Annotated in this window: 26 protein-coding genes; 18 read left to right on the plus strand and 8 right to left on the minus strand. The window is 37.0% G+C overall.

What is annotated here, in order from left to right:
- Positions 1-9 precede the first annotated feature (9 nt).
- The 4 genes from larB (at position 10) to tkt (ending at position 4,259) form a co-directional block, all read left to right on the plus strand.
- Positions 10-768 carry a nickel pincer cofactor biosynthesis protein LarB gene (gene larB, locus COE25_RS11615; protein ID WP_088085912.1) on the plus strand — a complete coding sequence of 253 codons (759 nt, stop codon included), beginning with the start codon at positions 10-12 and terminating at the stop codon, positions 766-768.
- Positions 765-1,658, plus strand: a complete 894-nt coding sequence (gene larC, locus COE25_RS11620; RefSeq protein ID WP_098932771.1) for a nickel pincer cofactor biosynthesis protein LarC — start codon at positions 765-767, stop codon at positions 1,656-1,658. The genes larB and larC overlap by 4 nt, the downstream gene beginning before the upstream one ends.
- 46 nt (positions 1,659-1,704) lie before the next feature.
- Positions 1,705-2,181, plus strand: coding sequence for a nickel pincer cofactor biosynthesis protein LarC2 (larC2, locus tag COE25_RS11625; RefSeq protein WP_098932772.1), 477 nt, complete (start codon positions 1,705-1,707; stop codon positions 2,179-2,181).
- Between the two features lie 65 nt (positions 2,182-2,246).
- On the plus strand, positions 2,247-4,259 hold the full coding sequence (tkt, locus tag COE25_RS11630; RefSeq protein ID WP_098932773.1) for a transketolase: 2,013 nt from the start codon (positions 2,247-2,249) through the stop codon (positions 4,257-4,259).
- Positions 4,260-4,308: 49 nt separating this feature from the next.
- On the opposite strand, the gene COE25_RS11635 is transcribed toward tkt, so the two are convergent.
- The 3 genes from COE25_RS11635 to COE25_RS11645 form a co-directional block, all read right to left on the minus strand.
- On the minus strand, positions 4,309-4,590 hold the full coding sequence (locus tag COE25_RS11635; RefSeq protein ID WP_142354470.1) for a hypothetical protein: 282 nt from the start codon (positions 4,588-4,590) through the stop codon (positions 4,309-4,311).
- 7 nt (positions 4,591-4,597) lie between these two features.
- Complete coding sequence (locus COE25_RS11640) at positions 4,598-5,878, minus strand: ArsB/NhaD family transporter (RefSeq protein ID WP_098932775.1); 1,281 nt, start codon at positions 5,876-5,878, stop codon at positions 4,598-4,600.
- 157 nt (positions 5,879-6,035) lie between these two features.
- Positions 6,036-7,142 (minus strand): metallophosphoesterase, encoded by a 1,107-nt coding sequence (locus COE25_RS11645; RefSeq protein WP_180247493.1) that lies wholly within the window; start codon positions 7,140-7,142, stop codon positions 6,036-6,038.
- Between the two features lie 221 nt (positions 7,143-7,363).
- On the opposite strand from COE25_RS11645, the gene COE25_RS11650 reads away from it, so the two are divergent.
- On the plus strand, positions 7,364-7,582 hold the full coding sequence (locus COE25_RS11650; protein ID WP_098932777.1) for a hypothetical protein: 219 nt from the start codon (positions 7,364-7,366) through the stop codon (positions 7,580-7,582).
- A gap of 36 nt (positions 7,583-7,618) precedes the next feature.
- Here the strand turns inward: COE25_RS11650 and COE25_RS11655 are convergent, their stop codons facing one another.
- Positions 7,619-9,793, minus strand: coding sequence for an MMPL family transporter (locus COE25_RS11655; protein ID WP_098932778.1), 2,175 nt, complete (start codon positions 9,791-9,793; stop codon positions 7,619-7,621).
- Positions 9,794-10,077: 284 nt separating this feature from the next.
- Here COE25_RS11655 and COE25_RS11660 point away from each other — a divergent pair, with 284 nt between their 5' ends.
- From COE25_RS11660 to COE25_RS11705, 10 genes are all read left to right on the plus strand, one after another.
- On the plus strand, positions 10,078-11,019 hold the full coding sequence (locus COE25_RS11660) for a DNA-binding transcriptional repressor DeoR (RefSeq protein ID WP_098932779.1): 942 nt from the start codon (positions 10,078-10,080) through the stop codon (positions 11,017-11,019).
- 129 nt (positions 11,020-11,148) lie between these two features.
- Complete coding sequence (gene deoC, locus COE25_RS11665) at positions 11,149-11,823, plus strand: deoxyribose-phosphate aldolase (RefSeq protein ID WP_098932780.1); 675 nt, start codon at positions 11,149-11,151, stop codon at positions 11,821-11,823.
- Positions 11,824-11,846: 23 nt separating this feature from the next.
- Positions 11,847-12,017, plus strand: a complete 171-nt coding sequence (locus COE25_RS11670; protein ID WP_088085922.1) for a DUF1427 family protein — start codon at positions 11,847-11,849, stop codon at positions 12,015-12,017.
- Positions 12,018-12,042: 25 nt separating this feature from the next.
- Entirely contained in the window at positions 12,043-12,441 is a 399-nt protein-coding gene (locus tag COE25_RS11675; protein WP_098932891.1) for a cytidine deaminase, read from the plus strand.
- A gap of 115 nt (positions 12,442-12,556) precedes the next feature.
- Positions 12,557-13,069, plus strand: coding sequence for a DUF3189 family protein (locus COE25_RS11680; protein ID WP_098932781.1), 513 nt, complete (start codon positions 12,557-12,559; stop codon positions 13,067-13,069).
- 13 nt (positions 13,070-13,082) lie between these two features.
- The gene (proC, locus tag COE25_RS11685) at positions 13,083-13,886 is read left to right on the plus strand and encodes a pyrroline-5-carboxylate reductase (protein WP_098932782.1); all 804 of its coding nucleotides are present in this window, start codon (positions 13,083-13,085) and stop codon (positions 13,884-13,886) included.
- 243 nt (positions 13,887-14,129) lie between these two features.
- Positions 14,130-14,552, plus strand: a complete 423-nt coding sequence (locus tag COE25_RS11690) for a response regulator (RefSeq protein ID WP_098932783.1) — start codon at positions 14,130-14,132, stop codon at positions 14,550-14,552.
- A gap of 1 nt (position 14,553) precedes the next feature.
- Entirely contained in the window at positions 14,554-15,591 is a 1,038-nt protein-coding gene (locus COE25_RS11695; RefSeq protein WP_098932784.1) for a HEAT repeat domain-containing protein, read from the plus strand.
- Positions 15,592-15,594: 3 nt separating this feature from the next.
- On the plus strand, positions 15,595-17,007 hold the full coding sequence (locus COE25_RS11700; protein ID WP_098932785.1) for a glycosyltransferase family 2 protein: 1,413 nt from the start codon (positions 15,595-15,597) through the stop codon (positions 17,005-17,007).
- Entirely contained in the window at positions 17,004-20,249 is a 3,246-nt protein-coding gene (locus COE25_RS11705) for a hypothetical protein (RefSeq protein WP_098932786.1), read from the plus strand. The genes COE25_RS11700 and COE25_RS11705 overlap by 4 nt, the downstream gene beginning before the upstream one ends.
- A gap of 55 nt (positions 20,250-20,304) precedes the next feature.
- On the opposite strand, the gene COE25_RS11710 is transcribed toward COE25_RS11705, so the two are convergent.
- From COE25_RS11710 to COE25_RS11720, 3 genes are all read right to left on the minus strand, one after another.
- The gene (locus tag COE25_RS11710; protein WP_088085929.1) at positions 20,305-20,892 is read right to left on the minus strand and encodes a YitT family protein; all 588 of its coding nucleotides are present in this window, start codon (positions 20,890-20,892) and stop codon (positions 20,305-20,307) included.
- Positions 20,893-21,025: 133 nt separating this feature from the next.
- Positions 21,026-22,033 carry an inorganic phosphate transporter gene (locus COE25_RS11715; RefSeq protein WP_088085930.1) on the minus strand — a complete coding sequence of 336 codons (1,008 nt, stop codon included), beginning with the start codon at positions 22,031-22,033 and terminating at the stop codon, positions 21,026-21,028.
- An 11-nt stretch (positions 22,034-22,044) separates the two neighbouring features.
- Entirely contained in the window at positions 22,045-22,662 is a 618-nt protein-coding gene (locus COE25_RS11720; RefSeq protein ID WP_088085931.1) for a DUF47 domain-containing protein, read from the minus strand.
- Between the two features lie 327 nt (positions 22,663-22,989).
- On the opposite strand from COE25_RS11720, the gene COE25_RS11725 reads away from it, so the two are divergent.
- Positions 22,990-23,247: a GlsB/YeaQ/YmgE family stress response membrane protein gene (locus COE25_RS11725; protein ID WP_088085932.1), complete on the plus strand. Its 258-nt coding sequence runs from the start codon at positions 22,990-22,992 to the stop codon at positions 23,245-23,247.
- 57 nt (positions 23,248-23,304) lie between these two features.
- On the opposite strand, the gene COE25_RS11730 is transcribed toward COE25_RS11725, so the two are convergent.
- Positions 23,305-24,228, minus strand: a complete 924-nt coding sequence (locus COE25_RS11730; RefSeq protein ID WP_098932787.1) for an RluA family pseudouridine synthase — start codon at positions 24,226-24,228, stop codon at positions 23,305-23,307.
- A 107-nt stretch (positions 24,229-24,335) separates the two neighbouring features.
- Between COE25_RS11730 and COE25_RS11735 the strand changes: the two genes are divergently transcribed.
- Positions 24,336-24,722, plus strand: coding sequence for a YhcU family protein (locus COE25_RS11735; protein ID WP_098932788.1), 387 nt, complete (start codon positions 24,336-24,338; stop codon positions 24,720-24,722).
- Positions 24,723-24,924: 202 nt separating this feature from the next.
- On the plus strand, positions 24,925-26,667 hold the full coding sequence (locus COE25_RS11740; protein ID WP_098932789.1) for a phospho-sugar mutase: 1,743 nt from the start codon (positions 24,925-24,927) through the stop codon (positions 26,665-26,667).
- The last annotated feature ends 138 nt before the right edge of the window (positions 26,668-26,805 follow it).

Consider the following 26,805-nt stretch of genomic DNA (forward strand, 5'->3'; position numbering starts at 1 on the left):
GGAGAACGAATGCTTGAAGAAATTTTAGAGCAGGTTCAAAGAGGTACCCTAAGTGTTAAAGAAGCAAAAGAGCAATTAGCAACATTTGAAAATTTGGGATTTGCTAAAGTTGACCATCATCGTAAGAAACGTCAAGGTTTCCCAGAGGTCGTGTACGGTGAAGGGAAGACGACTGAACAAATCGTTTCAATTATTCAAGTGTTACGAGCTCGAAACAACCAAGTGCTCGTCACTCGAATTTCCAAAGAAAAGGCAGATATTGTCCAACGTTCTTGCCCTGATTTTATCTACAAAGTAGAAGCACAAATTCTTTTTTGGAAAGAGGACTATGCGAGTGAGGGGGATTCACAAGGGTATATTGCTGTGATTTGTGCAGGAACCTCGGATTTAAGGGTTGCAGAAGAAGCTGCAGTGACGGCTGAAGTATTAGGAAGCAAGGTCCATCGTATCTATGATGTGGGTGTTGCTGGAATTCATCGCCTGTTAAGCCATGCTGAGGAAATTCAAAATGCCACGGTTTCCGTTGTAGTTGCAGGTATGGAAGGGGCACTTCCAAGCGTAGTGGGCGGACTTGTATCACATCCTGTAATTGCAGTCCCAACAAGTATTGGGTATGGGGCAAATTTTAATGGACTATCTGCCTTATTAACCATGTTAAATTCATGTGCATCCGGGATTAGTGTCGTGAATATTGATAATGGGTTTGGCGGGGGATATAACGCAGTATTAATTGATCAACTTGCACAAAAAGGGGCCAGAAAAAATTGAAAACACTTTATTTTGATTGTTTTTCAGGTATCAGCGGAGATATGGTCATTGGAGCCCTTATCGATGCCGGAGCAGATCCCAATCGGTTAGTAGAAGAATTAAAAAAACTTCATATTGATGATGAATATAAGTTGAAATGGACAAAGCTAGTTAAGAATGGGATTACAAGTACCAAATTTGACGTGGTGCTATTGAATAATGTTCAGGACCATACACACGACCATGATCACGAACACCATCATGAACATGTCCATGAGCACGGTCATGAGCACGATCATGACCACAATCATGACCACAATCATGACCACAATCATGACCATGACCATGATCATAACCACCATCATCACAGTCATAGCCACGAACATGAGCACCATCATCATGAGCACCGTGCATATAAGGATATAGTTGGATTAATTGAGAGTGCTGGTTTTGCTGAGCCAGTGAAAGAAATGGCTTTAAAAATTTTTAAAAGAATTGGTGAAGCAGAAGGACATATCCATGGAATTCCACTAGAGAAGGTCCATTTTCATGAAGTAGGGGCAGTGGATTCGATTATTGACATTATCGGAGCTGCTATCTTAATTCATCAATTAGAAATAGACGTAATCAAGTCATCACCCATCCCAGTAGGAACTGGACGTATCCATATTGACCATGGTATTTATCCTGTCCCTGCACCGGCTACTCTTGAAATTTTGAAAGGTGTACCAATTGAACAATCGGACATTCGTTTCGAGCTCACTACTCCAACGGGGGCAGCGATTGTCGCTGTACTGGCAGAAGAATTTTGCCCCATACCATCCATGAAGGTTACATCCATTGGTTATGGTGCTGGAACGAAGACCTTTATAAACCATCCCAATGTGCTCCGTGTCATCATTGGGGAATAGAAAAATAGCTCTTAAATCCTTTTTATGAAAGAAAGGAAATGATTCAATGGTCTCTCATCTTCCTCCCAGTAATGAGCATCTTGATGATCAGATGGTCAAAATGGAAGTTAATCTCGATGATATTCCTGGAGAATGGCTTGGCTATGTGATGGACTTGCTGTTTGAAGCTGGCGCTAATGATGTCTTCTATACCCCGATTTATATGAAAAAAAATAGACCAGGCGTATTACTTCAATTACTTTGCTCGCAGAAACATATAAATACAATGAAGGAAATCCTTTTTAAGGAAACCACCACACTAGGAATACGTTATTATCCGTTAACAGTACACCGGTTAGAAAGAATGTTTAGGAAGGTTATAACTGAGTGGGGTGAAGTGACAGTAAAAGAAGGAATTTATGAAGGACATGTTGTGCAAAGAGCTCCGGAGTTTGAGGAATGCAAAAGCATTGCAAAACTACATAACATTCCCTTGAAAAAGGTTTACGAAATGGTTTGGAAGGCTTTGGGTAATGAAAACTAAGCCTTTCAAACTGCTCTATAACAAGGTTGGTATACAATTTTAATAGATTTGGAGTGTAATAGCACATGACAACATTACTTAATGGAACAAAAGTTGATCAATTAGCAATAAATACCATTCGTACTTTATCGATTGATGGGATCGAAAAGGCCAACTCTGGTCATCCCGGCATGCCAATGGGTTCAGCCCCAATGGCTTACACGCTTTGGGCAAAAGAAATGAATCATAACCCAGTGAATCCTAAATGGTTTAACAGAGACAGGTTTGTTTTATCAGCAGGTCATGGATCAATGCTTCTATATAGTTTATTACATTTATTCGGTTATGACGTAACCATTGATGATTTGAAAAACTTCCGTCAATGGGGAAGCAGAACTCCTGGCCACCCTGAATTTGGTCATACTCCTGGGATAGAAGCAACTACAGGGCCATTAGGACAAGGGGTTGCTATGGCTGTGGGGATGGCAATGGCGGAAAGACATCTTGCAGCTACATACAATCAAGAGGGATATGACATCGTTAATCATTATACTTATGGTATTTGTGGAGATGGTGATTTAATGGAAGGTGTATCTGCTGAAGCAGCATCCCTGGCAGGTCATCTTAAACTTGGAAGACTAATTGTTATGTATGATTCAAATGACATTTCATTAGACGGAGATTTGCATTTATCTTTCTCTGAAAGTGTGGAGGATAGATTTAAAGCCTATGGATGGCAAGTGATTCGTGTAGAAGATGGAAATGATACTGATGCTATTCAAAAAGCATTACAAGAAGCAAAAGCAGAGTTGAATCGCCCTACTTTAATTGAGGTTAAAACCGTGATCGGCTATGGTTCTCCTAATAAAGCTGGTAAGTCTGCTTCCCATGGGTCTCCACTTGGAAAAGAAGAAATTAAGTTAACAAAAGCTGCATATAATTGGGACAATGAAGAACCATTTTTCGTTCCCGAAGAAGTAAAAGAACATTTCAAGCTATTTACGCTAGATGGACAACTCAAAGAAAATGCATGGAATGAATTATATGCGATTTATAAGAAGAACTACCCAGAGCTCGCTAAGCAATTTGAAGCGGCGATCATTGGAGAGCTTCCGGCAAATTGGGAAGATGCATTACCAGTTTTTATAGAAGGAGAAAAAATCGCAACTCGCGTATCATCGGGGAAAACACTGAATGCGGCAGCAAATGTTGTCCCACATTTTATGGGGGGGTCTGCTGATTTAGCAGGATCGAACAAAACACTTATTACATCTGAAAAGAATTACTATATTGATAGCTATGCAGGTCGTAATATTTGGTTCGGAGTGCGTGAATTCGCAATGGGTGCCGCACTAAATGGGATGGCTCTTCATGGCGGCGTTAAAGTATTTGGTTCTACCTTCTTCGTATTCTCTGATTACTTACGTCCAGCAATTCGTCTAGCTGCCTTAATGAAGCTTCCTGTTACTTATGTGTTTACACATGATAGCATCGCTGTAGGTGAAGACGGACCTACACATGAACCAGTTGAACAGCTAGCAGCATTACGTGCAATGCCGGGAATTTCCATTCTTCGCCCTGCGGATGCGAAGGAGACTGTTGCCGCTTGGAGATTAGCAATGGAAAGCACAGATACGCCAACAGCCCTTGTTTTAACACGTCAGGACTTACCGACATTAGCACTTCCACAACAAACGGTTTATGAAGGTGTTAAAAAAGGTGCATATGTTGTTTCAGAAGCAAACGGCAATGCTAGCGGTTTATTGCTTGCAACAGGATCCGAAGTGTCCTTGGCGATGGCAGCTCAAAAAGAGCTTGAAAGTGAAGGGATTTTTGTATCAGTTGTAAGTATGCCAAGCTGGGATCGTTTTGAGAAACAATCGCTTGAATATAAAGAATCAATCCTTCCTAAAAATATTAAAGCACGTCTTGCTATTGAAATGGGTTCGTCAATAGGATGGAGAGAATATATTGGGGACAATGGCAGCGTCATTGCCATCAATCAGTTCGGGGCATCTGCGCCTGAAAGTATATTACTTGAGAAGTATGGTTTCACAGTTGAAAATGTCGTTAAATGCTTTAAGGAGCTTAAAAATTAAGACATTAAACGATAATAGAAATGGCTGCCAGATTGATGGCAGCCATTTTTTAGATCCATTTAATCTCTTTCACTATTTGTTGACTAAACAACTGTATTAAAAATTCATTATAAAAGTCTTTTCTTACGATTATTTGAAACCTATTGTTTGGGTGAATATAGAAATGGATATCAGTTAAGATATTATTTTCATCAAAATACTCGCGAATTTTTTCGACCTTTTTCTTCCAATTGTTATCAACAAAAGTAAGGGTAAATTCAAAATCATCGCCGTTCGCTGTTTCCTTTAAGTCCAGAATCTGCTCATCATATCGATAATCTAATTTCATCATACTCCCCCTAAATTAAATATCTTAGATAAATGTAAACCGTACAGATTATGATCGATAAAATCATTAATGGGAAGGCAATTAACAAGAATTTACCAAAAGTAATCGGATGCCCTTCCTTCGCTGCTAGTCCGGCAACAATTACATTGGCACTTGCACCAATTAATGTACCGTTTCCGCCAAGACATGCCCCTAACGATAGACTCCACCAAAGTGGCTCTAAATTATTTATTCCTAGTTCTCCCATATCTTTAATCATCGGAATCATTGTAGCGACAAACGGGATATTATCAATAAAGGCAGATGCGATGGCGCTTACCCAGAGAATTAATATCGATGTAGAAGTAACATCACCCCCGGTAAGGTGTACAGAGTAATCTGCTAATAACGAAATCACCCCTGTTTCTATCAAACCTGATACCAATACGAACAGTCCAATAAAGAAGAAAATAGTTGTCCATTCTACTTTTGAAAATGCTTTATCTAAATATTTTTCCCCTGTTAAGAGAAGAAGCAGAAAGGCGCCGGCTAATGCGACAGTTGCTGATTCAATGTGAAGCAGTTGATGCAGGAAGAATCCCAAAATCGTCAGCAAAAGGGCAATTAATGATTTGATTAATAACTTTTTATCCGTTATTTCTTCCTTTTCATCCAGGTCCATTAGATTGGCTTTTAATTCTTCTGATGTTCGAAGCTGTTTCCGATAAATGAATGCTAATATTCCAATATTTACGAATAAGATAAAGAATGTTATGGCTGTAAGATTATTAATAAATGCCATAAAGGTAAGTTCCTTCACGGCGCTGCCTAGCATAATATTCGGAGGGTCACCAATCAGTGTGGATGTTCCTCCAATATTTGATGCGATAATTTCGGTAATTAAAAAGGGAATCGGATTTACTCGAAGCTGTCTTGTAATACTGAATGTAACTGGAACCATTAAAAGTACCGTTGTCACATTATCTAAAAATGCTGAACCCAATGCAGTTATGGTACCGAGCGCCAGCAAGATTTTTAAAGGATCCCCTTTCACTTTTTTTGCAGCCCAAATAGCTATGTATTTGAACAGACCAGTCTCAGAAGTTATAGCAACGATGATCATCATACCGGTTAGCAATCCGAGTGTATTAAAATCAATATGATGAAGTGCCTTTTCCTGACCAACAATTCCTAGTAATACCATCATAATTCCGCCGGTCATGGCAATGATCGTGCGATGGATCTTTTCTGTGACAATAAAGGCATATGTAATTAAAAATACACCAATTGCGATTAGTGCTTGTGTTGACATGTAGCGACCTCTTCTCCCCAGTATTTTATCCAGTACATTAGTGAAAAAATGACAAAAAGGAGCCTGTTTGACAGACTCCCCCAATAAAAACACCAAATATATATTCTACATTATTTTATAAAACTATACTTTGGATGTAAAGAAAATCTTTTGCTTATTAAAGCCCCAATTTTTTAATAAAATCAACCGTTTCCTGATGCTCAGGTTTAACTAACTTATATAGTCCTTTATCCTTCCTTACAAGAGGGTTTCCTGACTCATCAGCAATGGGTCTTGTTATAGATGTCCCTTTTACTACCTTCCACGTACCATTGCTTTTTTGGAGTCTGAGATCAATAATCCCAAGTCGGCTTCCAAAGGCCCCTGCCATTACAACAGGCTTTCCATTTATTTGTCCCATTTTTATGTTGGTATGAGGAGAATTTTTAAAAACAGGTCCTGGGAAGACGCTATGTGAATGTCCAGCTAACACGGCATCAATTCCAGGGATTTTTGTTAAATAATAGACAGCATTTTCTGATTCAGCATTATATGGCTCGTAGCTGATTCCTGTATGGGCAAGGGCGACAATGATATCCGCTCCTTTAGACTTCATGATCGGTATATATTCTTTCGCTGTATCAACAATCGGTTTTGCAGTAATCTTCCCTTCAAGATTCGCCTTATCCCATTTCATGATTTGTGTTGGCATAAATGAGATGACCCCAATCTTTAGTTCATGTTTTCTTCCTGTTTGGTCAACCACATTCCTTTTTAAAATAACATAGGGGGTAAAATAGGGTTTATTCTTTTTAACAGAGAAAACATTTGCATTGATGACTGGCATCTTGGCACCCTTTATGGCGGCATTTAAGAAATCTAGTCCATAATTAAATTCGTGATTACCAATGGCAATTGCATCATAGTCCAAAAAATTAAAGGCACGATAAACTGGATGTATTTTTCCCTTATGAATTCCCCGAATTCTAGCCAAATACTCTCCAAGGGGATTTCCTTTAAGGTGGTCTCCATCATCAAACAATAAAGAATTTTGGACTTCATTCCTTGCAGTGCGGATAAGTGTTGCTGTCTTTACAAGTCCAATTCGGTTGTCTGCTTTTGTTTGATAATAATCATAATTGATTAAAGACGCATGCAAATCGGTTGTTTCCAGGATACGTAAATTAACTACGCCTTGTTGATTTGGTGTACTTTCTGCAATCGACAAAAAGGAAGTTTGCGAAAGACATAAAAGAAAAAGGATAAGAAAAGTTTTTTTATGCAAATAGAATACCTCCTTCAGAATCTGGCTTTAAAAGGTATTCTTAGTATTCATATTTCTAATAGAATTATGATTCTTTTTGACACTCCAGTGAAATGTGACTTTGATCAAAGCGGTTTGAGCTATATTTATCATATAATATAAAGAGAATTATTTTTGGGCCTTTTCCTAAAGTGTTTTATTAGAAACGCTTACACTTTCAGAAAAAGGGAGTGACGTTATAGTTGAGCCCAAATATAAAGATAACCATTCTATCCGGTCATTTTGGAAGCGGGAAAACGGAGATTGCTATTAATCTTGCCTTAACCGAGAGACAGAAGGCAGACTTGATTCATGTCAATAGCGAAGAAGAAATGTCTTTTAATAATAATGGAAAAGAACCGGTAAGCTTATATGTGGTTTTAAGCAAAGTTCCAAATGAACTTTATTCTAAGAACATATAAACTATGAAAAGCTAATTAACGTAAAAGCCAGCCAAATTACGCTGGCTTTTTACTTGATCTATGTAGTCTTTTATTTTTTTTGCCAAAAAACCACCAGTTCCAATCGCCAAGCAGCTTCATTAAGGCTGGCACCAAGACCATCCTTACAATCGTCGCATCAATGAAAATTGCAGTGGCAATTCCCACCCCTAATTGCTTAACAGGCATAACCCCAGTAAAAGCAAAGGCACCAGTAACGACAATCATAATGGCAGCGGCTGAGGTAATAATTTTACTGGTATAAGTCAAACCAGAAATTGTAGCCTCACTATTATCTCCTGTTTTTAAATAGAATTCCTGTATTCTCGAGATGAGAAATACTTCGTAATCCATTGAAAGACCAAACACAAGTGTAAAAACAAACACAGGTAAAATTAAGGCAATCTCAACTGGTGTGATTCCTAAATGACCTTTCTGGAAAATCCAGACAACAATTCCGAAGGTGCAGCCCAGGCTTAACACATTCATTAGGATGGCTTTCAATGGAATTAGAATCGAGCGGAAAGCTGCCATTAATATTACAAACGTAGAAATGACAATCAATAAGAATCCGTAGGGAGCTTTTTGGAATATTTCCGAAAAAATTTCTTGCTCAAATTTTATGGGTCCGCCAAACGAAGCTTTTAAGCCTAAATCTTTATTAGACCAATCAGTTACCCATTGTCTTGCTTTAGAAGAATGCTCGCCTGTTTTTAAATACACCTCGATAAGCATTTTATTATCTCTAATATAGTAATCATAAATAGGAGCCATCTTGGCATCTTTTCCAATGGTGAGGACTTGATAAAGTTGGTCCACATCCTGTAATCCTGTGGCTGAAAATGGTGAGTTTATAGAATTTACGAGCCTCTCGTTATCAAGTTTTTTTATCACTTCACTTACTTTTTCAAGATTGTTTTTTTCAAGAATGCTGCCTTTTGTTTCTAGGACCATCGTCACTTTTTTCTCATCGCGTTCTTCTTTTGCCACGAAATGTTCCTTAAATACTTCCAAAGCGGTTCGTGAAGGGTAATTTGGCGGCAGAGATTCAGTACCAGGAATTGCTAAAACCATTTGTTTAAGAGGTATCAATCCTGCCAAAAGAATAACAAGGGCTGCAACTGTCATAAGAATTGGGCGCCTCATCACAATCTTAGCAAATCGGTACCATATACTTGTTTGCTCGTCTGCCAAGGGCAGTATACTTAATTTGTTGATCTTGGTTCCCAATATGGCAAGCAATGCAGGAAGAAAGGTTAATGCACAAACGGCAGAAATTAACACTACGGTCATCCCGCCTAGCGCAACATTTTGAAAGATATCAATTTTGATAAACCAAAGAGCCGATAAGCCAATAAAAACACAAAGGCCGGAAAAGATGATGGATCGTCCCGCGGTTGAAACTGTTATTTCAAGTGCAGACTGAATGGAGTTGGTTTTTAGTTCTTCTTTATATCGATTGATAAACAATAAAGCAAAATCAATACTCAGTGCCAACCCGATCATTGGAACAATATTTAATATAAAAATGGTTAAATCAGCACCATAACTAAAAAAGTAAACGGTTCCCATTGTACATAATATCGAAACAACACCGATTACAATCGGGAGCGAGGCAGCAACAAGACCTCCGAACGCTAGGATAAGAACGATTAAGGCAATCGGCAAACCGATCATTTCCGCTTTTGCTAAATCTTCCTGACTCGCAGTATTTAGGTCTTGAACAATAATTGGTTCACCAGTCATGGTGACCTTTAAGCCCTTTTTATTTTCAAGTACATCTTTTAATTGGTTAATTTCTTTTCCAAGATTCTCCGCCTTCTTTTTAAAAGTAAGAAGTCCATAGGCATAATTATCCTTTACCATCCCGTCCTGATCGAAAGGAAGAATCATTTGTTCACTGTCATGAATAGCCGTTATTTTTTCAAATATATCCTGAATGAACTTCCTGAAATTCTCGTCACTAACCGTTTTATCTTTTTCAAACACAAGGATAATGGAGGATTTAGGATGTCCAAAGTCTTGTTCGAGGAGTTTACGTGTATGATTGTATTCGCCTTTATACTCAAAACCATTTCCACTAAGAACTGAAGGTAATTTTAATGCAAAAAATCCTAATAACAGGATCACAAAAATCCAAAATACGAGTACCCATTTACGTTTACGGTATATATATCCTCCTAATTTCTGCAATGTATCGCCTCCTCAAAAGGAATCATTTTCCTTATTTCAGTATATAGAAGAACTGATGATTAGCGGATGACTTTTTCATGTCTTTTTGTATTGTCAACAACTCAGATAAATATCTTAATAAATGTTCCCCATATTAGATGATGAAAATTCACCCTCCTAATAAAGCCCACTTTTAAATATTTTGAAATTAAATTCAAGATGGTGTTTACAAATGTAAAATATAAATGAAATCATTTGTTTTTTTTGTTACAATTAAGAAAATATTAAAACATAGGGTGATAGCAGTGGATCGTGAAAAATTAGCGAAAGTCATTGAAGCAGCAAAGTTATATTATCTATTGGATTATAATCAAAACGAAATTGCCAAGAAGCTCGGAGTTTCCCGCCCTACTGTATCCCGTCTATTACAGCAGGCGAAAAGTGATGGTATTGTCCAAATCAATATTTTGGATCCTACAGAAGATGTTGAGAATCTTGCGATGAAGCTTGAACAAAAGTTCAATCTTAAAAAGGCGGTTGTCGCTTCGATTCCACAATATGAAGATCACATCATAAAGAATTATCTAGGTGAAAAAGCTGCCGTTTATCTTGATGAAATTGTCAAGGATGACGACATAATTGGGGTGACTTGGGGAACAACTTTATACCATGTTGCGGTTGAACTCAAGCAGAAATTTGTAAAAGGGGTAAAGGTTGTTCAATTAAAGGGCGGTGTTAGCCACGCTGAAACAAATACCTATGCATCGGAGATTTTATATCTTTTTGGCAAGGCCTTTCATACAACTCCCCATAACCTACCGCTTCCTGCAATTGTCGATCATGTCGTTGTAAAACAGGCAATGGAGGCTGATCGTCATATTCGAAAAATCCTCGAGCTAGGAAGTCAGGCCAATATTGCTCTCTTTACGATTGGTCCAATTAAAACCAACTCTTTATTATTTCAGTTAGGTTATTTTACAGAAAGTGACTTGAAGTCTCTTTATGGAAAGGCAGTCGGTGATATTTGCTCGCGTTTTTTTGATGAATCTGGAGAAGTATGCAACGAGAGCCTAAATGAAAGGACACTGGGAGTAAATCTTAATGAATTAAAGAAAAAGGACCATTCCATTCTTGTAGCCGGAGGTCCGAATAAAATTGAGGGAATTTACGGAGCATTAAAAGGCGGGTACGCCAATGTGCTCGTAACGGATCAATATACAGCACAATTCTTGCTTGATAAGAATTAAAAAAATTAATTTTTACATTTGTTCATAAATGTATTTACAAATGTTCAATGTGTTTGATATAGTTACATTGTGATAAATGCCATTAAAATCTTTATATAAATTTACAGGAAACAGGGAGGAAGATTGGTTATGACTCAAAATGTTGTTAGGATGATTGATCATACATTATTAAAAGCAGATGCAACAAAAGAAGAAATTGGAAAATTAGTTGAAGAAGCGAAAAAATATTTATTTGCATCGGTGTGTGTAAATCCTAATTGGGTAAATTTTGCAGCTAAAATGCTTGCAGATACCCCAGAAGTGAAAGTATGTACAGTCATTGGTTTCCCTCTTGGGGCAACTACATCAGAAACAAAAGCATTTGAAACAAAAAATGCCATTGATAACGGTGCAAATGAGATAGATATGGTGATTAACGTCGCTGCGCTTAAAGATAAGCAAGATGATTTGGTTGAAAGAGATATCGCTGCAGTTGTGGGTGCTGCAAAGGGAAAAGCATTGGTAAAGGTAATCATCGAAACTTGCTTGTTAACAAAAGAAGAAAAAATAAGAGCATGTGAAATTTCTGTAAAAGCTGGGGCAGACTATGTAAAAACTTCTACTGGTTTTTCAACAGGCGGTGCAACAGTCGAGGATATTCGCTTAATGCGCCAAACAGTCGGACCTGAAATTGGCGTAAAGGCTTCTGGTGGGGTTCGCAGTCGTGAAGACGCAATTGCAATGGTAGAAGCTGGAGCAACTCGCATTGGTGCAAGTTCTGGTGTTTCAATCAGTAAAGGTGAGCAATCTTTAAGCAATTACTAAAAAACTATTGTGAGGTTTATTGGATGAGAGACGTAATAATGGCATTAATTGCCGGATTAATAGTTGGTATGTTGTTTAAATTTTTAAAGCTTCCGTTACCTGCACCTCCGGTATTTTCGGCTGTCGTTGGTGTTTTCGGGGTGTACTTTGGCGGCGTCCTGCTTGAATGGATTACAAAAATAGTTCAGCATTAAATTTCCTTGGCGGAGTGTGAACATGATGGAAAAAAACGACTTAATCGTAGAAGCGAAAAAAGCGAGAGAGTTTGCTTATGCACCATATTCAAAATTCAAAGTTGGTGCAGCCCTATTATCAAAAGATGGTCAAGTTTATCATGGTTGTAATATTGAAAATGCAGCATATAGCATGACGAACTGTGCTGAACGAACGGCTTTGTTTAAGGCGTACTCTGAGGGTGTAAAACAATTTGATTCGCTCGTTGTTGTGGCGGATACTGATGGGCCAGTTTCACCTTGTGGGGCTTGCCGTCAGGTGATTTCAGAACTTTGTGATGCAGAAATGGAAGTAGTGCTAACAAACTTAAAGGGTGATATTTTAAAACTCAAAGTAAAAGACTTACTTCCAGGAGCATTTTCACCTAAAGATTTAAATAAATAAGTAAAAGAAGTTTATCCTTTTGTGATAAACTTCTTTTTTTGCTTTGGTCTGTAACAAGAATTGGCAGTTGCATTATTGTACATAATATACATAGTAAAAAATAAAGGATGATACCATGATTTATATCTATAATGATTTTGGCGGGACTCATACAACTTCTATAGCGGCGGCTTATCATTTAAAACGATTACCACAATCTGAACGGAAACTTACGAAAGAAGAAATATTAAATGTGAAATATTTTAATAAATTAACAAAAGCCGATTTTGGGAAAATTATTTTCCATGGGATCGATGAAGATGGACATTCTGTATACACTATCGGACGGAAAAGGAACAAATATGTGGTTCCTGCATTAAAAGAAATGTGTTTATTACTGCAAGAGAAATTTAAATTTGATGAGAAAATTGTCTTCTCCAATACTTCACCAACGGTGCCTTTTGCAATGTCTATGGGGGGATTTTTCTCTAGAGGTTTAAAAATTGATTTTATCGGTGTGCCGTTATTAGTTATTGGTGCAAAACAATGTTGTGATAATATATATAGGTTGGTTGAAAATACAAAAGAAATAGGGAGAACTACGTACGCAGAAAATATAATCGTACTGGAGAATGAAATGTATAAATAGGTGGGGAGTTAACATGAAGAAAAAAATAGGTTTTATTGGAGCTGGAAAAATGGCTCAGGCTATGATGGGGGGAATTGTAAATTCACAAATGATTCCAAAAGAAAACATCATGGCTAGTGCGAATACAGAAAAAACGATTGAAATAATTGAACGAGCATACGGTATTATTACTTCATTAAATAATAGGGACGTTGCTAGGTTTGCAGACGTACTCATACTTGCAGTTAAACCTGATCTCTATGACACTGTCATAAAAGAAATAAAAAATGATATAAAGCAGTCTGTAATCATTGTAACGATTGCAGCCGGAATTACATTAATAGATATTGAACAGTCGTTTGGATTCCAAGTAAAGGTTGTTCGAACAATGCCCAATACTCCTTCTGTGGTCGGAGAAGGAATGAGTGCAATTTGTGCAAATGAATATCTCCCCGAAAACGAGATAAATGAGATAGAGAGTGTGTTCCACACCTTTAGTAAAACCGAACGTCTAGATGAAAAACTAATGGATGCCGTACCTGCAATCAGTGGATCCTCACCAGCATATGTTTATATGCTAATAGAAGCTATGGCAGATGGAGGAGTAAGGCAGGGAATACCTAGGGATCAGGCTTATCGACTAGCTGCTCAAGCCGTACTGGGTGCAGCAAAAATGGTTCTTGAGACTGGAAAACATCCTGGTGAACTTAAGGATAATGTATGTACCCCAGGCGGTGCAACGATTGAAGCAGTTGTTACCCTTGAGGAAAAGCAATTTAGAGGATCGATATTGGCAGCAATGGACAACTGCACAAATAAAGTAAAAAATCTTATATAAGCAGCAATCTCGGGATCCAACTTGATGGATCCCTTTTTTCTACTTTCAAAATCGGGGGAATTCGACAAAAATTATTATTTTTCGACACTTTCTGTATTTTACGCGTGACACATGGTTTTATTAATAAAAAACTTTAGATACCTCAAACTGTTAGGGAAAAAGGGAATAGTAAAAGCAATGAATCAAATACCGAAGGTCTGTTCATCATAAGTGAATGATTTTCAATCAGGGAGTAGAGCGTTTATGGGCTTAATTAATGAAATTACGAAAAAAACCTTGTTCATTTCGGTTATTGATGACGATGCGATTATTCGAACAATACTAATGAGAATACTTAAGGTAATGGATTTTAATCATTACGAACTGAACCTTGAGGCATTTGAAAATGGTCTTCAATTTTTTGAATCCAAGCGCTTAGCGGAAAAAGGAGATCATTTTTTAATACTAGATGGTGTCATGCCTGTCATGGATGGAATCGAAATCCTCCAGAAAGTAAAAAAAATAGAAAATAGAAGAATTATTCATGTCCTTATGTTGACAGGGAGAAAAAGTGAAACGGACATTGAACGTGCATTAAAGCTTGGAGCAGATGATTATATGACCAAACCTTTTAGTATTAAAGAACTTCAATCTAGGATAGAACGGTTAATCAAAGGGATGAAATAAAATGCTGAGAAATGAGTTATTTTTCCTAACAATTCTAACTATAACCATTTTAGGGATATTAATGGTTTTACTAATATACTTAACGATAAGAAAAGCAATAGATATTAAAAACAGAAAGGAGATTGAACAATATATAGAAAATTATCAATCCATCCTTTTTACGATGCTTATGGAGGGAGGATATTCTAGGGGAATGAATCCTAAATCAGTTCTTGAACGGAAAGCCACCGAAAAACTTCTAAGCATGTATAGTAAAGTTTTAGAGGGTGAGGATGAAAAGAAACGTTTATCAGAATTAGCATCCATGTATTTAGCAGAGTATTATCATAAGCAGCTTAAAAGCAAAAAGTGGAGTCAACGGATGAATACCCTCTATCATATTGAGGATTTCAAACTAAGCCTACTTATCGATGATATACATAAGCTATCCCAGAAAAAACGAATTTCCCATGAAGAACTTATTCATACCTTGAGAATCCTAGCTTTATTCCAATATGAAAATTTATTTGAAATGCTGACAATCCACTACAATTCTTTATCCGAATTCGAGTATCGTCATATCTTAATACGTCTCGAGCAACAACAATTTGAACAGTTTATTCTACATTTTCATAAAAGCAGCCCACCATTACAAAAAGCAATTCTTGATGTAATTTCGATGAAAAAGGAGATTAATTATTTATCTTTTCTTGAAAATATTTTTTGCAACTATAAAGGGGAAATCAAGCTGAGAGCCTTAAAGGCATTATCGGAAATTGGTTATGTAAAAAATCCAGATCCCTATTTAGAACTTCTATATTCCACCAAGTGGGAAGAAAGAATGGTAGCCGCTAAACTTGTGGGTTCATTAAAAGAAGTAAAAGGTATATCGAGATTGATTGAACTTTTACATGATCAAACATGGTGGGTTCGATCGCAGGCCGGCCAATCAATCTGTCAATTTCCAAATGGGCACGAGATTTTGCGGGAAGTATTTGAAACATCAAAGGATGCATTTGCCAAGGACATGGCCTGGGAATGGCTTCATAAAGGGGTATAAATAATGATAATTTTGCAATGGGGAGATGTTGTAACTGTTTTTGCTTGGTTTATAGCAGTTTATATGGTAGTTGTCATTTCTTTTTACTCCGTTATTTTGGTTATTTCCTTTTTTCAGCTTCGGAAGGAATACCAACTAGACAGAGTTCAAGCTTATGAAGATTACTCAAATGAATTTTATACCAAACCAGTTTCAATTATCGTACCTGCTTATAATGAAGAAGCAGGTATTGTTCAGAGTGTACGCTCATTATTAAGTGTTAATTATCCTACATTTGAAGTGGTTGTGGTAAATGATGGGTCAACTGACCATACACTTGAAAAAGTGATTGAACACTATGGTATGAAGGAAATAAAAAAAGTGGTTAGAAAACAGGTGGAAACAAAACCAATTGGCAAAATTTATCAGTCAGACATTTTATCAAATTTGTTTCTTATTGACAAGGAAAACGGGGGAAAAGCGGATGCGCTTAATGTCGGTCTTAACTTTTCCCATTACCCTTATTTTTGCTCTTTAGATGGCGACTCAGTTCTTGAGCCAGATGCCTTTTTAAAAGTGATGAAGCCTATAATAGATTCAAATGAAGAAGTTGTTGCTTCAGGTGGGAGTGTTCGAATCGCGAATGGCTGCCAAATCATTAACGGACATATTCAAAAAATCGGGTTATCCAATAAACCATTGGTCGTAATGCAAATCATCGAATATTTACGAGCTTTTTTGATGGGGAGAATTGGCTTAAGTCGTCACAATCTTTTATTAATCATTTCTGGGGCGTTTGGTGTTTTTTCCAAGCACTGGGTGATTGCTGCAGGTGGTTATAAAACAGATACGGTTGGGGAAGATATGGAATTAGTCGTGAGGATTCATAGACTCTTAAAAGAAAAGAAAACAAAGAAAAAGATTGTTTATGTTCCTGACCCAGTTTGTTGGACTGAGGTTCCTGAAGACATTACATTTTTACGCAGGCAGAGGAGACGCTGGCATAGAGGACTGTTTGAAAGTTTATGGACTCATAGAAAGATAACATTTAATCCAAAATACGGATCGATTGGTCTTATATCTTTTCCATACTTCTGGATTGTTGAATTTTTGGGTCCTGTTATTGAATTATTAGGATATCTTTTTATAATCCTTTGTTTAATTTTGGGCGGGATCTATGTTGAATTTTCTATTTTGTTGTTTCTTCTTTCCTGTTTATATGGGTCTATTTTTTCAATGACCGCTGTTCTTTTAGAAGAATGGAGCTTAACAAGGTATCCAAAAGTAACAGATATCATCAAGCTATTTTTATACTCTTTAACTGAAACTATATGGTACAGGCCTATGACTGTACTCTGGCGATGCGAGGGAATATGGCAAATGATAATTGGGGATAGAAGTTGGGGAGAAATGAAGAGAAAAGGTGTTTCCGAATGAAAAAATCAGTCTATTTAATCATTTATACAATACTTTTTTTTATTATATTGACTTGCCCCTTTTGGCTATGGCAAATTCAGCCTGTAAAAAAATTAAACGTACTAATTATCGACAAGACTGTGCCAAATCCTTCCTACAGAGAACATAAGGGGCTTGTTTGGATATTAAACAATGCTAAATATTATAAAAATGGACAAAGACCATATTCGGTGATCGATGACTATAAGGGGTTTGAACCAAAAGAAGGACAGAAATATACGATTGCCCCCCTGCCTAAGGACTTAAAAAAATATGATGTTGTCTATTTAACAGACCAATACGGGGTTTATAAAGAAGAGTTTTTCGGACAGAATCTGTCGGGAAAAAGATCCGAAAAACTATACGGAGGACTTAAATCAAGTGAAGTCAATCTAATTGAAAAAGGACTTATCCAGTCAAAGAGAAAAACATTAATAGCTGAATTTAATACATTTGCGAGCCCTACATCAGAAACCGCCAAAGCTGAGATTTCTAATTTACTAAATGTAGAATGGTCTGGCTGGATTGGACGATTTTTTTCGGACCTTAAAAGTACGGAAGTACCTGAATGGGTAAAGGAGAATTATGAGAAACAAAATAAGAAATGGTCCTTTATTGGTGAGGGATTCGTTTTTGTCAGTAAAAATAATTATGTAGTTGTAATAGGGAAAAAGGATGTTCATGATGAGGGGCTTCTTTTTCAATTAACAGATAAAGGAAAGAAACATTTTACACGCGATATTCATGGGAAGTATACCTATTGGTTCGACATTATAGATGCTAAAGATAAGGATGAAATATTAGCAGCTTATCAGCTGCCAATATCAAAGCAAGCAAAGGAAACGCTAAAAGAATATGGGATCCCACCCCATTTTCCTGCAGTTATTTATCACGAAAATGCTAAGTATTCCTCCTATTATTTCTCAGGAGATTATGCAGACGAATCCGAAGTTCCTGAAATTTACCAAACAAAGGGCTTGGATACATGGAAAAGGAATGTTGGAGCAAACGAGTCTTTTTATTGGGAAACATACGTTCCAATGATGAAGGACATCTTAGAAAATGGCTTGCACCACATAGCGAATCAAGAAAAAGTAGAAGTGACAGACCGTGATGGAATAAAGTCAAATAGCCAAACAGGAGATTCCTATATACAGGTTCAAAAGAATGGGAAATGGGAGAATCTGTTAATCAAGGGCGTGAACATGGGGATTGGAAAGCCAGGATATTTTCCTGGGGAGACGGCAATTACCAAGGAAGAATACTTCCGATGGTTTAAAGAAATTGGCGCAATGAATGCCAATGCCATCAGAATTTATACGCTTCACCCGCCACAATTTTATGAAGCCTTTTATGAATATAACCAAATTGCTAAAAAGCCGCTCTTTCTATTTCATGGTACCTGGGTTAATGAGGAAAATCTCATTCAAACCCAAGACGCCTTTGCCAAAGTTAATCTAGAGGATGCGAAGCTGGAAATTAAAAATATGATTGATATTATCCATGGAAAGGCTAAGCTTCCTGAGCGGTCTGGTCATGCTTCTGGTGTTTATAAATATGACATTTCAAAATATGTCCTCGGAATAATTGTCGGCACAGAATGGGATCCTGCGATGGTTATGAACACAAATGAAAAGCATTCAGCTATCGGTCAATTTAAAGGGGATTACTTTAAAACGGAAAGGGCAAATCCCTTTGAAGTCTGGCTGGCTGGTTTAATGGACTATGCTGCTGAGTATGAAGCCGATAAATACATGTGGCAGCATTCGATGAGTTTTACTAACTGGTTAACTACAGATATGTTAAAGCATCCTGCTGAACCGCTTGAGAATGAGGACATGGTATCGGTTAATCCCAATCATATTAAAGCATCCAAGTTGTTTTCTTCAGGTTTATTTGCATCCTACCATATATACCCATACTATCCTGACTTTCTAAACTTTGAAGAGTCGTACCTTAACTATGTTGATAAGACTGGGAAGAAAAACAATTATGCCGGCTATCTGAATGAACTGCGTGCTGCCCATCAAATGCCAGTACTTGTTGCTGAATTTGGTGTGCCGGCTTCTAGAGGCTTAACCCATAAGAACGCTTATGGGATGAACCAAGGGTTTCATTCGGAAGAGGAACAAGGGAATATTAATAAGTATCTATATCAATCGATTGTATCAGAAGGATATATGGGTGGGCTTGTCTTCGCCTGGCAGGATGAATGGTTTAAACGGACTTGGAACACTATGGATTTTGATAACCCAGACCGAAGGCCATACTGGAATAACATGCAAACAAATGAACAGCATTTTGGTTTAAAAGGTTTTGAACCAGGAAAAAAGGAACAAGAAATCATTGTTGACGGTGTCTCAAAGGATTGGGACTTAGCTGGAGTTAGGAAAAGTTATCTTACCAAAAATAAGAAAGACACTTTAAAGGAAGTTCGGTTTTCTTCGGATAATGGGTATTTATATTTTCTTCTAAAATATAATCGTCCCGTTGATTTTGGTAACCAAGGAACTTTCCTATTACTTGATACCAACAATAAGCAAGGGCAAACTAATATACCATTAGCAGGTAAGAGTTTTATAAAAACAGACTATGGAATTGATTTTTTAATAAAACTTACAGGAACTAATAATTCAAGAATATTGGTTGATAGTTATTATGATACATACTATTATCAGTATGCTCATCTGTTGAAGTTGATTGACGAGCAATCATATGTAAGAAAGAAGAATAATGGAGTGTTTCATCCCATTAGACTTGCCATTAATAAGGAATTAACGATACCGACAACAAAGACAATCATTCCTTTTGAGGGATACGAAACTGGAAAACTGAAGTTTGGGAATGCGAATCCCCAAAATAAAGAATTCGACTCGTTAACCGATGTAAGTATTAGTAAGGATAAGAAGGTTTTCGAAGGAAGGATTCCATGGCAGCTATTAAATGTGAAGGACCCTAGTTTAAGAGAAGTAATGGGAAATGTGTGGGAAAGTGGCTTATCAAGCAACGTTGAAACAAGCGGAATTAGGGTTGCTATTGTGACAACTGAGAATGGAAAGGTCCAGCAGACATTTCCTAAAATAACTAATAATCAGCTGCATCAAACTGATTCATTTTTCTACAGTTGGAAAAAGTGGGAGGAGCCAGCCTTTTATGAACGGTTGAAAAAATCCTATGAAATCATTAAAGAGGCCTTTCGAACGACGGAACTTAAGGATGGTTAGAATACAAATTAAAACGCTGGCAAAGAGCCAGCGTTTCTTTTAAATCTCTTATCTCTCAATAGTAAGGAAAATGCTCATTATTATTACCACTAACAGTTAAGGTCGTCATAAAGCCGACGCATATGATCGTAAGAAGGGAATAAAAAAATTTTTCTAAACCGACTATTTGAATGCCGCTCGTTATGACTAGACCATCGATTAAGAAAATAATGATACCTACATTTATTGAAGTGAATTTGGTTAGAATCTGAGCCAGTAAATCAGTCCCACCCGTACTTGTTTCATAACGAAGCATAAGACCGATGCCAATGCCGACAAGTAATCCACCAATTATTGTACTGGGTAATATACCTAATTGTATTTTACCGTTCATAAATGAAAGAAAATCAATACAAAACGAAGAAATGATAAGTCCGTGGAGGCTAAAGTAGAAGTAGCGTCGCTCAAAAAACCAGGCTAAGACATATAAAGGCAGACTTAAAAGGATAATACTTAGACCAGTCGGCCATCCGTAAAAATAATGAATGAGTAGCCCTAAGCCGATTACCCCTCCGTCTAGCAAGTGATAGGGAACTAAAAATCCATTTACCCCAAGACTCAATAGCAAACTCCCAAGCAGCATAGCTGCAATTTTTTCCTTCACAATCTCACCTCAAAACTTGTCCTCTAACATAAAAATATGAAAGTTCGAGGCATTTAGAAGTGATATCACCAAAAAAATGACTATAATAAATGATTAAAAAAACAACCAGGAGAAAAAATTCCTGGTTGTTTTTTTAAAAGAAGATATTCAAAATAAAATAAATGATACCTGCTAATAAGGAAGTTATTGGTAATGTAATGACCCAGGTAATTAACATCCGTTGAGCTGTATCCCATTTTACACCTTTAAGTCTATGTGCAGAGCCTACCCCTAGTATCCCTGAAGAGATGACATGGGTTGTACTAACGGGTAAATGGATATAGGTGGCCCCGAAAATGATGGCGGCACCCGTTAAATCTGCAGCGACACCATTAATCGGACGGATCTTCATAATTTTCCCACCCACTGTTTTAATGATCTTCCATCCACCAATGGAGGTACCAAGTCCCATTGCAATCGCACAAGAGAGCTGTACCCAAAAAGGAACCTCATCAGTATGTAGATAACCATTAGCTAACAGAGCCATGGTGATAATACCCATGGATTTTTGTGCATCATTTGTTCCGTGTGAATAGGATTGTAATGCTGCAGTAGCAATCTGGATAAAACGAAAGTTTCGGTTTGTCTTTGTTAAATTGAAGTTCTTAAACACGACTTTAAAAATACTGTAAACAATATACCCAACTGTGAAAGCTAAGATCGGTGATAGGACTAATGCCTCGAGGATTTTTTTAAAACCTTCTGCTTTTATTACGTCAAATCCTTTGGCAGCAATTGCCGCACCAGCAATAGAACCAATAATTGCATGGGAAGAGCTGCTTGGAATACCGTAATACCATGTGAGTAAGTTCCAAATAATAGCCGATAGCAGCGCCGCAAAAATAACAATTGATCCGGTATGACCACCAGTTAGTGAGAATGGATCAACAATATCCTTAGATATGGTTTTGGCTACGCCTGTGAATGTCAAAGCACCAACAAAATTCATTACGGCTGCCAGCAAAATTGCTTGGCGTGGCTTTAGGGCTTTTGTTGATACAGAAGTTGCGATTGCATTTGCAGTATCATGGAATCCATTAATAAAGTCAAATGCCAGGGCACCTATTACAATTAAAATCGTTAGAATTAATACAACACTCATATATTTGCTCCTTAAGCATTTTTCATGATAATGGTTTCAAGTGTATTAGCAACGGTTTGGCAATAGTCTGCGATATCTTCAAGATTTTCGTAGATTTCTTTATATTGAATAATACGGATTGGATCTTTTTCAACCGTAAATAAATTTTTAATCGACTGGCGTAAGATATTATCACAGTTGGATTCATAATCTTTTATTTTAATCGCATGTTCTCTTATTTGTTGTAACTTTTTATTTGAAAGCAGTTCAACCGCTTTGTCAATTTCATGAACACTGGCTTGTATAGCATCCACAAATTTCTTCATATAGTCATCTGCATTAGTAATGGAATACATTTCAAATAATGCAGCACATCCTTCAAGGCCATCCAGAACATCATCCATGCTCATCGCAAGATGGAGAATGTCTTCACGTTCAATTGGAGTGATGAAAGCATCATTCAATTCTTTGATTACCTCGTGAACGAATGTATCTCCTTTTGTTTCCAGTTCTTTCATTTTCTCTGAGAAAATTTTCAAATCACTCACATTTTTTAATTTATAGTCAGTGAAGAAATTTGCACTTTCTTTAAGGTTCGCAGAAATATTACTAAGTAATGCCATAAATTTATCAGTTTTTTTAAATGCCATGTAATTACCCCCATTTTAATTTAAAACGTCTTGTAGACTAACTTAAATATTTTATCTGAAAAATGTCGAAAAAAGAAACAAATTCTATGTAACTTTACAAAAACTTAACATTGGAATTTTTCGAATAGTTCATTTTTAAGATGGAGACCTTTTTACTTTTGCCTAAATTCATTGATTTATGTATTAAAGGAAGGTTGTAAGATTTTTTCTTTTCTGAGTATAAAAATGAAAATAGGGTACTTTATAGGTACAGGTAGCATGAAAATTAAGTTACTTTTCCAATACTGCCTGAGACAAATAATTGAATACTAAAAAGGAGTGTTCTAAATGAGTTTCATTTGGGCATTAATTATTGGTGGGATTATTGGATGGTTAGCAGGCCTTATCGTTGGAAGAGATATACCGGGCGGCATCATTGGTAACATCATAGCTGGATTTGTTGGGGCGTGGCTTGGGACAGCGATTTTAGGTAACTGGGGCCCGCATGTGGCTGATTTTGCAATAGTTCCTGCAATCATTGGCGCTGCTGTATTGGTCCTGCTGGTAAGCTTCATTTTGCGAGCCTTTAGAAGAACAGATAAATAACCATTGAAAAAGCCTCCTAAACCAGGAGGCTTTTTCAATGGTTTGTGGTTCAATAACCTAAATTGAATATATGTCAATCTCGTTAAAAATAGCAGGTTGATCTAAAAATGGAGCATGACATACAATTTTATCCTGAGTAAATGGGTGAATCAACTCAAGCTTTGCTGCATGGAGTGCTTGTCTTTTAATAATTGCTTTCCCGCCATACAAAGTATCTCCAACTAAAGGATGTCCGAGATGACTTAAGTGAACTCTGATTTGATGGGTTCTCCCAGTATCGAGCCAACATTTTACATAGGATCGTTGTTTGGCTTTGTCTACCTTTAAGACCATGTAATGGGTAAGTGCCTCTTGACCTGTTGGAGAAACTCTTCTTTTTGTTGCATGATGGCGGTCACGGCCGATTGGATCCTTAATTGTTCCGCTTCTTTGTTTAACTATCCCATGAACCAAAGCAATGTAGGTTCTTTTAATCTCCCGTTTTTCGAGCATATTGTCCAAAATAGCACCAGCTAAAGCATGTTTAGCAAAAAGGATGGCACCTGATGTATCGCGATCTAATCGATGAACCTGCCGAATGTTTCTTATTTCCCCATTTGATTGCAAATAATATTGCACCGCATTAACAAGAGTATATAGATCGGCGTTTGGGTCATTCGGATGGGTATTCATAAAAGGCGGTTTGTTAAGAACCAATACATGGTCGTCCTCATAAAGGATGTTAACATCTATATAGTTTGGTGTGATTAGTAATTCTTCTTCCTCAAAAAGTTTAACTTGCAGCTTCGAACCATGACTAAGAGGGATATTCCAGTTAGCCTGGTCTCCATTTAGTAAAACCTTATTTTCCATTCTAAAAGAATGAGTTAATTTTTTGGGGGCTCCCCATACGTTTCGAAAAATATCAGCAATGGTTCTTCCATTCCATTCCAAAGGAACCGTTAGTTGAAACCATTCACCCATTCGCATTGTTTTTAGCATTTAATTCTCCTTCAGGTTATAATTACCACCGTAAATACAGGCTTTGTTATGTTATTCTTATGATATACAATCAGACAGAAATAAGCGATGGCAAAGGTGGGTTAAAAGTGAAAATTGTTTTTGCCTCCACACCAAGTCAGGAAGAAGAAATTAATGAACTGGTGAGGTACATCTATTCCAATATTTTTCCTCTCTACTATACCGATGAGGAAATTAATCAATTTGAACAGTTAAAGGTTTTGCATATATCTGAAGATTTTAACACATTAAAAGATGCCTTTCAGGTAATGACAAGTATTCAAACATTAATCTCTATTCTTGAGGCCTCTCAACTTGATATTCAGTATACATTATTATTTAATAAGAATGTTGAGACCTTACAGGAATTTGGATTATTTTTTCCATTTAAATATGAACATTTTGAAGAGGCAAAATGTTTCAGAGCAAACATGCTAAGTATTTATTCTAATGCTGATAATGAGTTGCTAGTATAATGAAAAAAAAAGTCTGCCACTTGCAGGCTTTTATTTTTTTCTATTAGTAATGAGTATTTTTAAGGTAATATAGTAAAAGGAAAGAAAATAACAATTATATATTCCTGCGAAAATTGTCGGCTAATTTCAGTAGATTTTTAAAGGAGTAACAAACATGGAATTAGAAATAATATAGAGTAGACAGAAACTGGAGGGGACACCTATGGATTGGAAGAAGAAAGCAAAAAGTTGGATAGAGTTTGAAGGATTAGATACTGAATTAAGAAATCAATTAACAGAAATAGAGAAGAATGAAGGGCAGCTAGAAGAGGTTTTTTATAAGAACTTAGAATTTGGAACTGGTGGTATGAGAGGCGAAATCGGTGTCGGTACGAACCGAATGAATCTTTATACTGTACGCAAAGCCTCAGCTGGTTTAGCAGGATACATAGAAAACCAAGGTATAGAAGCGAAACAACGCGGTGTTGTGATTGCTTATGATTCCCGTCATAAGTCACCAGAATTTGCAATGGAGGCCGCTAAAACGTTAGCCTCAAAAGGAATCCAAACATATGTATTTGAAGAATTAAGGCCTACCCCTGAATTATCATTTGCGCTAAGATATTTAAATGCCTTTTCAGGAATTGTCATCACTGCAAGCCATAATCCGCCTGAATATAACGGATTTAAGGTATATGGTTCAGATGGCGGCCAACTTCCGCCAGATGGAGCAGACAAGGTTATTGCCAAGGTAAATGAGATCGAGAATGAATTACTAATTGAGGTTGATAGTGAAGAAAACTTAAGAGCTGCCGGATTAATTAAAACGATCGGTGCTGAAATTGATAATGCTTATATTGAGAAATTAAGAACTATTTCAGAGAATCCAAACCTTGCTGAAGAAACTGATATTAAAATCGTCTTTACCCCTTTACATGGAACTGCTAATAAGCCTGTCCGTGCTGCTTTATCTGCATTGGGCTATAAAAATGTAACAATCGTTAAAGAACAAGAACTTCCAGATCCGGAATTCTCGACTGTAAAAAGTCCTAACCCTGAAGAGCATGCAGCCTTTGAATTGGCCATTCGTGATGGAAAAGAAGTAGGAGCGGATCTTCTCATTGCTACAGATCCCGATGCCGATCGATTAGGTATTGCGGTGCGCAATCCTGAAGGAGAATATGTTGTTCTTACAGGAAACCAAACAGGTGCTTTGTTACTTGATTACATTATCACACAGAAAAAGGAAAAAGGAACACTCCCGGAAAATGGAGTTGTTTTAAAAACTATTGTTACATCAGAAATTGGCAGGAAAATTGCTACAGCTTATGATTTAGAAACAGTTGATGTCTTAACCGGATTTAAATTTATCGCTGAAAAAATTAATGAATATGAGACCACTGGCAATTTGAAATTTCTATTTGGATATGAGGAATCCTATGGCTATTTAATTGGTGACTTTGCCAGGGATAAGGATGCAGTCCAAGCGGCTCTACTAGCAACCGAAGTGTGTGCTTTTTATAAGAAACAAGGAAAAACCCTTTATCAAGGAATGATGGAAGTATTTGAAAAGTATGGTTATTACCAAGAAGGCCTACGTTCCTTAACCTTAAAAGGAAAGGAAGGGGCGGAGACAATCCAACAATTATTGGCTTCTTTCCGATCTGAGCCAATTACGAGTCTTGGAAACTTGACCACCTTCACGACTGAAGATTACTTAACAAGCATCCGTGTAAAGAATAATGGAGAAGAAGAAATTGATTTACCAAAATCGAATGTTTTAAAATATACTTTCGAGGATGGTTCATGGGTTTGTTTAAGACCATCAGGAACAGAGCCGAAGGTGAAATTCTATTTTGGAGTCAATAGTAAAAGTTTAGAAGAAAGCAAGATAAAACTAAAATCGATTGAAAATGATTTTATGGCTTTAGTTGACGATAAAATGAAAATGGTTCAAGAAATTTAGTCCAATCTTTATACGATCTAGAACATCAATATGAAAAGAAAAAAATAAAACACGGCTTCCATTTCAGGAAGCCGTGTTTTTTTGGTGGAATTCTTTGGTCCGGTTGTAAAAAGTTTCTCAGTCAGAAATTGTATTCGC

Source organism: Bacillus sp. AFS031507 (genome assembly GCF_002584635.1).
Classification (GTDB): Bacteria; Bacillota; Bacilli; order Bacillales; family Cytobacillaceae; genus Neobacillus.

Excerpts from the sequence above, each read along its gene's own strand:
- larB (WP_088085912.1), top strand. The coding sequence starts at position 10 with ATGCTTGAAGAAATTTTAGAGCAGGTTCAAAGAGGTACCCTAAGTGTT.
- larC2 (WP_098932772.1), top strand. The coding sequence starts at position 1,705 with ATGGTCTCTCATCTTCCTCCCAGTAATGAGCATCTTGATGATCAGATG.
- tkt (WP_098932773.1), top strand. The coding sequence starts at position 2,247 with ATGACAACATTACTTAATGGAACAAAAGTTGATCAATTAGCAATAAAT.
- COE25_RS11635 (WP_142354470.1), bottom strand. The coding sequence starts at position 4,590 with ATGATGAAATTAGATTATCGATATGATGAGCAGATTCTGGACTTAAAG.
- COE25_RS11640 (WP_098932775.1), bottom strand. The coding sequence starts at position 5,878 with ATGTCAACACAAGCACTAATCGCAATTGGTGTATTTTTAATTACATAT.
- deoC (WP_098932780.1), top strand. The coding sequence starts at position 11,149 with ATGACTCAAAATGTTGTTAGGATGATTGATCATACATTATTAAAAGCA.
- COE25_RS11670 (WP_088085922.1), top strand. The coding sequence starts at position 11,847 with ATGAGAGACGTAATAATGGCATTAATTGCCGGATTAATAGTTGGTATG.
- COE25_RS11675 (WP_098932891.1), top strand. The coding sequence starts at position 12,043 with ATGGAAAAAAACGACTTAATCGTAGAAGCGAAAAAAGCGAGAGAGTTT.
- COE25_RS11680 (WP_098932781.1), top strand. The coding sequence starts at position 12,557 with ATGATTTATATCTATAATGATTTTGGCGGGACTCATACAACTTCTATA.
- proC (WP_098932782.1), top strand. The coding sequence starts at position 13,083 with ATGAAGAAAAAAATAGGTTTTATTGGAGCTGGAAAAATGGCTCAGGCT.
- COE25_RS11690 (WP_098932783.1), top strand. The coding sequence starts at position 14,130 with ATGGGCTTAATTAATGAAATTACGAAAAAAACCTTGTTCATTTCGGTT.
- COE25_RS11695 (WP_098932784.1), top strand. The coding sequence starts at position 14,554 with ATGCTGAGAAATGAGTTATTTTTCCTAACAATTCTAACTATAACCATT.
- COE25_RS11700 (WP_098932785.1), top strand. The coding sequence starts at position 15,595 with ATGATAATTTTGCAATGGGGAGATGTTGTAACTGTTTTTGCTTGGTTT.
- COE25_RS11705 (WP_098932786.1), top strand. The coding sequence starts at position 17,004 with ATGAAAAAATCAGTCTATTTAATCATTTATACAATACTTTTTTTTATT.
- COE25_RS11715 (WP_088085930.1), bottom strand. The coding sequence starts at position 22,033 with ATGAGTGTTGTATTAATTCTAACGATTTTAATTGTAATAGGTGCCCTG.
- COE25_RS11720 (WP_088085931.1), bottom strand. The coding sequence starts at position 22,662 with ATGGCATTTAAAAAAACTGATAAATTTATGGCATTACTTAGTAATATT.
- COE25_RS11725 (WP_088085932.1), top strand. The coding sequence starts at position 22,990 with ATGAGTTTCATTTGGGCATTAATTATTGGTGGGATTATTGGATGGTTA.
- COE25_RS11730 (WP_098932787.1), bottom strand. The coding sequence starts at position 24,228 with ATGCTAAAAACAATGCGAATGGGTGAATGGTTTCAACTAACGGTTCCT.
- COE25_RS11740 (WP_098932789.1), top strand. The coding sequence starts at position 24,925 with ATGGATTGGAAGAAGAAAGCAAAAAGTTGGATAGAGTTTGAAGGATTA.